The sequence below is a fragment of the Elstera sp. genome, from assembly GCF_044372965.1.
In the GTDB taxonomy this organism is placed as follows: domain Bacteria; phylum Pseudomonadota; class Alphaproteobacteria; order Elsterales; family Elsteraceae; genus Elstera.
In genome coordinates this window covers 1-8247 of record NZ_JBILQX010000160.1, presented here as the reverse complement: position 1 = coordinate 8247, position 8247 = coordinate 1, and the positions used below count along the sequence as shown (strand labels likewise).

9 protein-coding genes are annotated in these 8247 nt (G+C 61.4%); 4 read left to right on the top strand and 5 right to left on the bottom strand.

Features of this window, described 5'->3' with window-relative positions; all coding sequences use genetic code 11:
• Window positions 1–142 precede the first annotated feature (142 nt).
• From ACIQ36_RS16030 to ACIQ36_RS16010, 5 genes are all read right to left on the bottom strand, one after another.
• The gene (locus ACIQ36_RS16030; protein ID WP_395831127.1) at window positions 143–1192 is read right to left on the bottom strand and encodes a Gfo/Idh/MocA family protein; all 1050 of its coding nucleotides are present in this window, start codon (window positions 1190–1192) and stop codon (window positions 143–145) included.
• Complete coding sequence (locus tag ACIQ36_RS16025) at window positions 1189–2028, bottom strand: carbohydrate ABC transporter permease (RefSeq protein WP_395831125.1); 840 nt, start codon at window positions 2026–2028, stop codon at window positions 1189–1191. Before ACIQ36_RS16025 ends, ACIQ36_RS16030 begins: the two co-directional genes overlap by 4 nt.
• A gap of 9 nt (window positions 2029–2037) precedes the next feature.
• The gene (locus tag ACIQ36_RS16020; protein ID WP_395831123.1) at window positions 2038–2967 is read right to left on the bottom strand and encodes a carbohydrate ABC transporter permease; all 930 of its coding nucleotides are present in this window, start codon (window positions 2965–2967) and stop codon (window positions 2038–2040) included.
• A gap of 69 nt (window positions 2968–3036) precedes the next feature.
• Window positions 3037–4305 carry an ABC transporter substrate-binding protein gene (locus tag ACIQ36_RS16015; protein WP_395831121.1) on the bottom strand — a complete coding sequence of 423 codons (1269 nt, stop codon included), beginning with the start codon at window positions 4303–4305 and terminating at the stop codon, window positions 3037–3039.
• Window positions 4306–4399: 94 nt separating this feature from the next.
• Window positions 4400–5290 (bottom strand): N-acetylmuramic acid 6-phosphate etherase, encoded by an 891-nt coding sequence (locus ACIQ36_RS16010; RefSeq protein ID WP_395831119.1) that lies wholly within the window; start codon window positions 5288–5290, stop codon window positions 4400–4402.
• A 181-nt stretch (window positions 5291–5471) separates the two neighbouring features.
• On the opposite strand from ACIQ36_RS16010, the gene ACIQ36_RS16005 reads away from it, so the two are divergent.
• The 4 genes from ACIQ36_RS16005 to ACIQ36_RS15990 all read left to right on the top strand — a co-directional run.
• Complete coding sequence (locus tag ACIQ36_RS16005; RefSeq protein ID WP_395831117.1) at window positions 5472–6344, top strand: BadF/BadG/BcrA/BcrD ATPase family protein; 873 nt, start codon at window positions 5472–5474, stop codon at window positions 6342–6344.
• Window positions 6341–7102, top strand: a complete 762-nt coding sequence (locus tag ACIQ36_RS16000) for a GntR family transcriptional regulator (protein ID WP_395831115.1) — start codon at window positions 6341–6343, stop codon at window positions 7100–7102. The genes ACIQ36_RS16005 and ACIQ36_RS16000 overlap by 4 nt, the downstream gene beginning before the upstream one ends.
• Entirely contained in the window at window positions 7099–8139 is a 1041-nt protein-coding gene (locus ACIQ36_RS15995; protein ID WP_395831113.1) for an SIS domain-containing protein, read from the top strand. Before ACIQ36_RS16000 ends, ACIQ36_RS15995 begins: the two co-directional genes overlap by 4 nt.
• Window positions 8139–8247: hypothetical protein (locus tag ACIQ36_RS15990; protein WP_395831129.1), on the top strand; the 109-nt coding region annotated here is incomplete at its 3' end. The genes ACIQ36_RS15995 and ACIQ36_RS15990, both read left to right, overlap by 1 nt.

Sequence of the window (8247 nt, the reverse complement as noted above, 5' to 3'; positions counted from 1 at the left end):
CCGACGGGCCGACGAAGACGACGAACTCGCCATCCTGAACGGTCAGATCAACCCCTTTGATGACGTCGACGGACCCGAAGGATTTTTTGATTTTTTCTAGGACCAGCGACCCCATAACGCGCGTCTCCGTTCAATAAAAGGGCTAAAGATCAATGGCGCGACCGTCGCGCATCGAGCGGTCGGCGGCCAGCACCACGGTGAGCGAGGTAATCGCATCCTGCATGTGGCGGCTGAGATCGAGATTTTCGGTAATGGCTTTCAGCACAAACGCCTGTTCCCGGTCGCACAGGGCTTGATGCCCCGGCTCGTCAGCCATCGACAGCACCGTATCGGGTTTTTCGAACCGGCCCTCGGTATCCAGCGCGGCGTGATGCACGCGAATGGTCGCGGTTTTCGTATGGGTCTCCACATCGGCCGATTTTGCACCCTCGGCCATGACGATAGAGACCGAGCCGTTCGGGCTCATCACATCCTTCACGAAAAAGGCGGTTTCCGAGATCATCGGCCCCCACCCGGCCTCGTACCAGCCCACGGACCCATCGGCGAAGATCACCTGCAAATGGCCGAAATTCATCTGATCCTCGGCGATTTCAGACGAGAGCCGTACGCCCATGCCGCGTACCTGCACGGGGGCGGCGTCGGTGATCTGGCACATCACATCCAGATAATGCACACCGCAATCGACCAGCGGCGAGGTCGATTTCATCAGCCGCTTATGAATCTCCCAGGCCGGACCGGAGGATTGCTGATTGAGGTTCATGCGCATCACATAGGGCGGCCCCAATTCGCGCGCCTGCCGGATGAACTCGATCCACGACGGATGATGGCGCAGAATATAACCGATCACCAGCTTGCGGCCCGTGCGCTTCGCGGTTTCGACCACCCGGCGCGCGTCCTCGACAGTCGTCGCCAAGGGTTTTTCGACGAAGACATGCGCCCCCGCCTCCAGCGCCCGAATGGCAAGATCGACATGGGTATCGGTATAGGTGTTGATCGAGACAAGATCGGGTTTCAGTGCGAAACCGGCGTCGAGATCGGTCAACAGCGGGTAGCCCGACAGCGCCTCCGGCAGTTGCACCGGCGAACGGTTCACCAGCCCGACAATCTCGAAACCGGGGTTGGCATGGTAGGCTTGGGCATGGCTCAGGCCCATTTGCCCGAGGCCGATCACGAGGGTGCGAAGCTTCGTCATTTCACGGCTCCGGCGGTAATGCCGCGAATGAGTTGACGGGAAAAGGCCAGGTAAAGTACCAGCACCGGCACAATCGCCAAGGTCAGCGCCGCCAGAACCGCATTCCAATTGGTCACATATTGGCCGATGAAGGCTTGCGCGCCCAAGGTGACGGTTTTCGTGCTCTCGCCCGGCGCCAGGATGAGCGGAAACCAGAGGTCGTTCCAAATCGGGATCATCGAAAACACGGCCACGGTGGCAATCGCGGGCCGAATCAGCGGCAGCACGAGCTTGAAGAAGATCGCATATTCCGACAGCCCGTCGATCCGCGCGGCGCTTTTGAGATCATCCGACACTTGGCGCATGAATTCCGACAGAATGAAAATCGCTAGCGGCAGCCCCTGCGCCGTATAGACCAGGATCAAGCCAAGGTGCGTGTTCACCAGATCGGTTGCGACCATAATATTGAGAATGCCGATGGTGCCAAGACGAATGGGAATCATGATCCCCAGCGCCAGATACAGGCCCAACAAGGTATTGCCGCGAAACTTATATTCGGACAAGGCAAAGGCCGCCATCGCGCCGAATAGCAGAACGCAGAACAGCGCGCCGCAGGTGATAATGAGACTATTGCCGAAATAACCGACGAAATCGCCTTTGCTCAGCACCGTGGTAAAACCGATGAGATCAAAGGTCTTCGGCGTCGGCAGGGCCATCGGCGACGCGAAAATGGCCGAACGCGACTTCATCGAGTTCATTATCACAAGCACCACCGGGGCGAGGCAGATCAGGGTGTAGAGGCCCAACGCCAGATGCATCAGCACGAGGGTTACGGGCGACGAGCGGGCTTTGTTCATCCGAACCCCCTAGAATTGATAGCGGCGCATGCGGCGCTGAATGACGAAGAGATACAGCATGACGCCCGCCAGAATGATGAAGAACATCATCGCTGCAATCGTCGCCCCCATCGCCTGATCGCCCAACTGCAACTGAAAGCCGAAGAAGGTGCGATACAGGTAAGTGCCAAGCAGATCGGTGGAGAAATTCGGCCCCGCCAGCGCGCCTTGCACCGTATAGACCAGATCGAAGGCGTTGAAATTCCCTACAAAGGTTAGGATCGACACGATCCCCAAGGTGGGCAGAATCAGCGGCAGTTTGATTTTCCAGAACTGCGACGCGCCCGTAATCCCATCCAATTCTGCGGCCTCAATCACCTCGTTCGGGATGGAGAGCAGCGCCGCGTAAATCAGCATCATCGGAATACCGACGAACTGCCATACGGAGATCAACGCGACCGCAATCAGCGCAGACGATTCGAGGCCGAGCCACGGGCCGAACAAGGATTTCAAGCCGACCGAGCCCATCAAATTCGGCGCAACGCCCCAAAGCGGGCTGAGGATAAGTTTCCAAATGAAGCCGACGATCACGAACGACAGCATCGTCGGCATAAAAAACGCCGTGCGATAAAAGGCCCGCCCCGCCAGTTTCGGCACCGACAGCATCGCCGCCAGCGCTATCCCGATCGGGTTCTGGATCGCCATATGGATCAAGAAGAAGATCACATTATTATAGAGCGCATTCCAAAAGCTCACCGACCAGCGCGGATCGGTAAACAGGCGCACGAAATTATCCAGCCCCGCGAAAACCGTTCCCCCGCCTTGCGGTGTAAACAGCGACAAGCGCAGCGTATCGGCCAAGGGCACGATCATCAGGGCGGTATAGACCAACACGGCGGGGGCCAAAAAGACGGCAATATGCCAGCGGCGGGGCCGCGCTTCGGGCGAGTCGAGCGTCATCGCGGGGGCTCCGGGGAAGAGGAAAGCCCGGCGGCAGGGTCACGACCGCCGGGCTTCCAAAAGGCTGGCTTAATTTTTGGGCTTGTACCAGCTTGCAAGACCGTCTTGCAGGCGCTTACTCGCCGCGTCCGGCGTTTCGGTGCCGTTCAGCACATTGGTGGACGCGCCCCAGGTTTCATTTTCGAGGTTCGGCGTGCCGCGCGACAGGATTTGATAGGTCGAGCGGATCGTCGATTTACAGGTCTGGCGGGCAAACAGGAACTCATTCGCCAGTGGATCGGTCAGCTCGACGGCGGCCGGTTGTAGGCTGAAGAAGCCGGGCAGCGCATTGGCGTAGATCGAGCCGAACTCGGGCGAGGCAACCCAAGCCAGGAACTTCTTGGCCGCATCGGCATTCTTCGACTTGGCGTTCATGCCCAGCGCGATATCGACATGATCCGAGATATAGCAGGTGTCGCCGACCTTCTTAACCGGCGGCATGAAGGCACCCATTTTGAAGCTGGCTTGCGTATTGAAGCCCGCGATTTCCCACGAACCCGCCGGGTAGATGGCCGCGCGGCCCAGCGTGAAGAGGTTTTGGCTATCGGCATAGGTTTGGGCTTTATACCCATCACCCATATAGGGGGCCCATTTCGCCAACTCCTTATAGGGCTCCACCCAGGCGGCATCGGTCAGCTTTTGGGTGCCTTTGATGAGCGCAAGGCGGCCTTCTTCGCCCTTCCAATAGTTGGGCCCGATATTCTGATAGCCCATGGTCGCGGCTTCCCACTGTTCCTTGGTGCCCATCGCGAGCGGAACATAGGTGCCGTCCTTCTTGATTTTCTCAAGCAGAGCGTAGAATTCGGCTTCCGTCGTCGGGGCCTTAACGCCCAGCTTCTGGAAAGCATCCTTGTTATAGATAAAGCCGTGAATGACCGAGGCGACCGGCACGCAGAAGGTGGTCTTGCCGTCGTCGGTCGACCAGCCGGATTTCGCCACCGGGCTGAATTTATCGACGCCGGGCACATCATTGACCGAGGCAATTTTGCCCTTTTCAAACAGGGTCAGCGACGCATCGAAGGGGCGGCACGCGACAATATCGCCCGCAGTGCCTGCATCGAGTTTGGAGTTTAGCGCCGCATTATACTCGGTCGGCGGGGTCGGCGCGAACTTGAGCTTGATCCCCGGATGGTTTTTCTCGAAAGCAGGGATGATCTTATCCTGCCAAATCGGCAGATCGTCCGTGCGCCAGCTTTCGATCACCAGTGTCGTATCGGCGGCCATGGCCGAGCCGCCCGCCAGAATTGCGAAGCTGACCGAGGCTAAGGCCAACGTCCGAATACTCGTCTTCACCATCATGCTCTCCTGTTCGTGGATTGCGGACTAACATCCGCCGGTTTTTACCGCGCCGTTACAGACGGAGCCCCGCCTATCGACACTTGATTGGAGCGGCTTAGCGTGCCAAAGCCGCCCGAATATCGCCCGCATGCTGTGCCAGCCGCGCCCGCGCGTCGGCGGGCGTCCCATCGGCAAGGCCATTCAGCACAATTGCGGTTTTAATCTCGCCCTCGGCGCGCGCCAGCAGATCGCCAGCGCGGGCCTCGTCAATGGCACAGGCTTGCGCAACGATGCGCACGGCCCGGCCCTTCAGCTTCAGATTATCGGCCTGAAGATTGACCATCAGCCCGTCATAAACGTGGCCCAACCGAATACCAATCAGCGTCGAAAGCATATTGAGGGCGCATTTCTGTGCGGTTCCAGCATTCATCCGCGTCGATCCGGCCACCACTTCCGGCGGCGTCGCCAACAGAACGGCATGATCGGCGGCCTCCAGCAGAGGTGTCTGCCCATTGCAAGCAACGCCAATCGTCAGCGCGCCGCGTGCTTTGGCCGCCGTCAGCGCCGCCACCGCATAAGGGGTGCGCCCGCTGGCCGACAGCGCGATGAGCGTATCCAACGGGCCGACCGCTAATCCTATAACCGCCGCCGTGGCCGCCTCCCCATCGTCTTCCGCCTCAGAAGGAATTTCGAGCAAGGCCGCATCGCCCCCGGCAAGCAGAACCGGCACCCGATCCGCTGAAATTCCGTAAGTTCCCGGCAACTCAAGCGCATCCACCTGGGCCATCAGACCAGACGATCCCGCGCCCGCATAAATGAGCCGCCCGCCGCGCCGCATACGCTCGGCCACCGCATCGCCCGCCAGCGCCAGCACGGGAACGGCGGCCTCAACCGCCGCGACTGCCTGAACCTGCGCCGCGACAATCGCCGACAGAATCTGCGCGCTCGGCCAACGGTCGATCCCCCGGTAGGTTTCTTGGGTCGCTTCGGTCGTGGGAAGGTTCATATGCTCAACGCCAGTTCGGGTGTGAACGCAGTGATACAAAACAATACCAATATAAAACCTCTCGTCAACGCTGTTTTTGATTCAATCTGAAAATCGCGTGAAATCAGCGTTTTATGACGAAAATTACGCTTAGGGTTTACAAATTGGTTTTCAGTGGTATTAGATTGGGCAGGAGGCAGCGATGGCTGAGAGATTGTTTTTAGGCGTGGACGGCGGCGGCACGACCAGCCGGGCTAGGCTGACCGATGCGAACGGCAATCGCTTAGGCGAGGGCCGGTCGGGCTCGTCCAATCTGAACATGGGCATCGCGCTGGCAGCCGACTCGATCCTGGCGGCAACGCGCGAAGCCCTCGCCGCCGCCGGTCTGCCGGAAAGCCGGCTGGGCGATATTGTCGGCGGGTTCGGCCTTGCGGGCGGCAATGTCACCGCCCTGGCCGACGCCCTGCGCCGTCAACCTTTCCCGTTTGCCAATATTGACGTGACCTCCGACGCCGTGGTCGCCTGCCTTGGGGCGCACGGCGGAAACGATGGCGGCATTCTGATCGTTGGCACGGGCTCCCAGGGGTTGGCCCTGGTCAATGGCACAATGAAAACGGTCGGCGGCTGGGGGTTCGAACTGTCGGACGGCGGCTCCGGCGCGCAACTCGGTCTGGCCGCCCTCCGCGCCGCGCTGCTGGCGTTCGACGATCTCGGCCCCGCCAGCGGCCTGACCGACGCCATCCTCGCGCGCTTCGCCGGAGGCCCACCCGATGCCGCCGTTTGGGGCAAGACCGCGACGCCCAGCGATTACGGCTCCTTTGCCCCGCTCGTGATTGAACATTTCGGGAAGGGCGATCCGGTCGCGCAAACCTTGCTCGCGCAGAGCATCAATGCCATCAGCGCCATGATGCGCCGCCTTATCCAGTTTGGGGCCGACCGCATTGCCCTGATGGGCGGCCTCGCGCCGATCTTTCAGCCGCTCTTGCCGCCCGAGATTCAGGCCATTCTGGTCGAGGCGCGCGGCGACGCAATGGATGGCGCGCTGGCCTTTGCCCGCCGGAAAGGGACCGCATGAGCCACGTCGCCGACATTCTGGGAAGCCTGGACCTTCCCCCCTACGACCCGACGCCACTGTATTTGCGCCTTCAGGAGCAGATCAAAACCGCCATCGAAGCGGGCAAGCTGAAGCCACTGGAAGCCCTGCCCGGCGAGCGCGATATTGCCGAGTCCTTTAACGTTTCTCGCGTGACCGTCCGCAAAGCCATTTCGGGACTGGTGGAGCAAGGCTTGCTGACCCAGCGGCAAGGGTCGGGCACCTTCGTCGCCGTGCCCCCGCAGCGGGTGGAACAACCGCTCTCCCGCCTCACCTCCTTCACCGAAGATATGCGCCTGCGCGGGCTGGAAGCTTCCGTTGTGTGGCTGGGGCGCACCGTTAGCCTCGCCTCGCCGCAGGAAGCAATGCGCCTCTCGCTCTCGCCCAGCGATACGGTAGCGCGGCTGCGGCGCCTGCGCTTTGCCAATAAGGTGCCAATGGCCATCGAATGCGCAACGGTGCCGACGCGGTTTTTGCCCGATCCCGAGAGTGTCGGCGCGTCGCTCTATGATGTGCTCGAAGCGCGCGGTTGCCTGCCGGTACGCGCGCTGCAACGGCTGCACGCGGCGAACCTCAATGCCGAGGACGCGGCAATGTTGGAAGTCGCGTCCGGGGCTGCGGCGCTCGCTATCGACCGTTTGTCGTACCTTGAAAACGGCACCCCCGTTGAATTCACCCAATCCTTCTATCGCGGCGATGCCTATGACTTCGTCGCGGAACTGAACCTGAGGCGCGAATGACCCTCCTTCCCCCCAGCACCACCGCCATGGCCGACGAAATCCGCGAAGCCCCCGAGGCCATCGCCCGATTTTTTGACCGCGACCTGCCCGTGCTGCGCGAAACCGCCCGCAAGCTCGGCGCGCGCAACCCGAACGTCATCGTCACCTGCGCGCGCGGCTCGTCGGATAATGCCGCCGCCTATTTCAAATATCTCACCGAGATTCTGATGGGGGTGCCGGTGGCCTCCATCGGCCCCTCCGTCGCCTCGCTCTATGATGCGCCCTTGCGGTTGCAGGGCGCGACCATCGTGTCGGTCTCGCAGTCGGGCAAAAGCCCCGATATCGTTAGCTTGCAAGCTGCTTGCCGCGCGGCGGGGGCTTTCGCAATTGCCATCGTTAATCATACCGACTCGCCGCTGGCCGCCGGGGCCGACGCAGTTTTGCCCCTGCACGCGGGCGAAGAGCGCAGCGTTGCCGCCACGAAAACCTTCCTGTCGTCCGCCGCGATTCTGGCGGCGCTGGTGGCGGAATGGCGCGGCGATGAAAGTTTGATCCGTGCGACACGCGCCTTGCCCGAAGCGCTGCAAACCGCTCTCACCGCCGATTGGTCCGAAGCGCTCCCCGTGCTAACGGCAGCCAGTTCCGCCTATGTCATCGGGCGCGGCCCGGCGCTCCCCATTGCGGCGGAAGCAGCGCTGAAACTGAAGGAAACCGCCATGCTGCACGCGGAAGCCTTCAGCGGGGCGGAAGTGATGCACGGACCGCTGCAACTGGTGGAACGCGGCTTTCCCGTCATCGCCTTCCGCCCGCAAGATGCCGCTTATGGCGCGATGGGCGAGGCGGTGGCGCGCTTGCAGGGGATGGCCGCAAAAGTTTTCGTGGCCGAAACCGGCACACCGACGCCGGGACGGTTACAGGTTACGCCCAGTGGCCACCCACTGCTTGACCCGCTGGTCATGTCCCTCTCCTTCTACGCCCTGGCCGAACAGGTGGCACGGGCGCGCGGGCAAGACCCCGACCGCCCCAGCCGCCTGAAAAAGGTGACGGAGACCCTGTAATGACGATCTACGCGCTAACGGGGCCGCGCCTATTCACGGGCGAGCGTTTCTTAGACGATCACGCGCTGGTGATCGAGGGCAGCTCCGTCATCGATCTTTTGCCGCGTG

Bases quoted from the DNA above. Each gene is read 5' to 3' on its own strand.
- ACIQ36_RS16015 (WP_395831121.1), bottom strand. From the start codon at position 4,305: ATGATGGTGAAGACGAGTATTCGGACGTTGGCCTTAGCCTCGGTCAGC.
- ACIQ36_RS15995 (WP_395831113.1), top strand. From the start codon at position 7,099: ATGACCCTCCTTCCCCCCAGCACCACCGCCATGGCCGACGAAATCCGC.
- ACIQ36_RS16030 (WP_395831127.1), bottom strand. From the start codon at position 1,192: ATGACGAAGCTTCGCACCCTCGTGATCGGCCTCGGGCAAATGGGCCTG.
- ACIQ36_RS16025 (WP_395831125.1), bottom strand. From the start codon at position 2,028: ATGAACAAAGCCCGCTCGTCGCCCGTAACCCTCGTGCTGATGCATCTG.
- ACIQ36_RS16000 (WP_395831115.1), top strand. From the start codon at position 6,341: ATGAGCCACGTCGCCGACATTCTGGGAAGCCTGGACCTTCCCCCCTAC.
- ACIQ36_RS16005 (WP_395831117.1), top strand. From the start codon at position 5,472: ATGGCTGAGAGATTGTTTTTAGGCGTGGACGGCGGCGGCACGACCAGC.
- ACIQ36_RS16020 (WP_395831123.1), bottom strand. From the start codon at position 2,967: ATGACGCTCGACTCGCCCGAAGCGCGGCCCCGCCGCTGGCATATTGCC.
- ACIQ36_RS16010 (WP_395831119.1), bottom strand. From the start codon at position 5,290: ATGAACCTTCCCACGACCGAAGCGACCCAAGAAACCTACCGGGGGATC.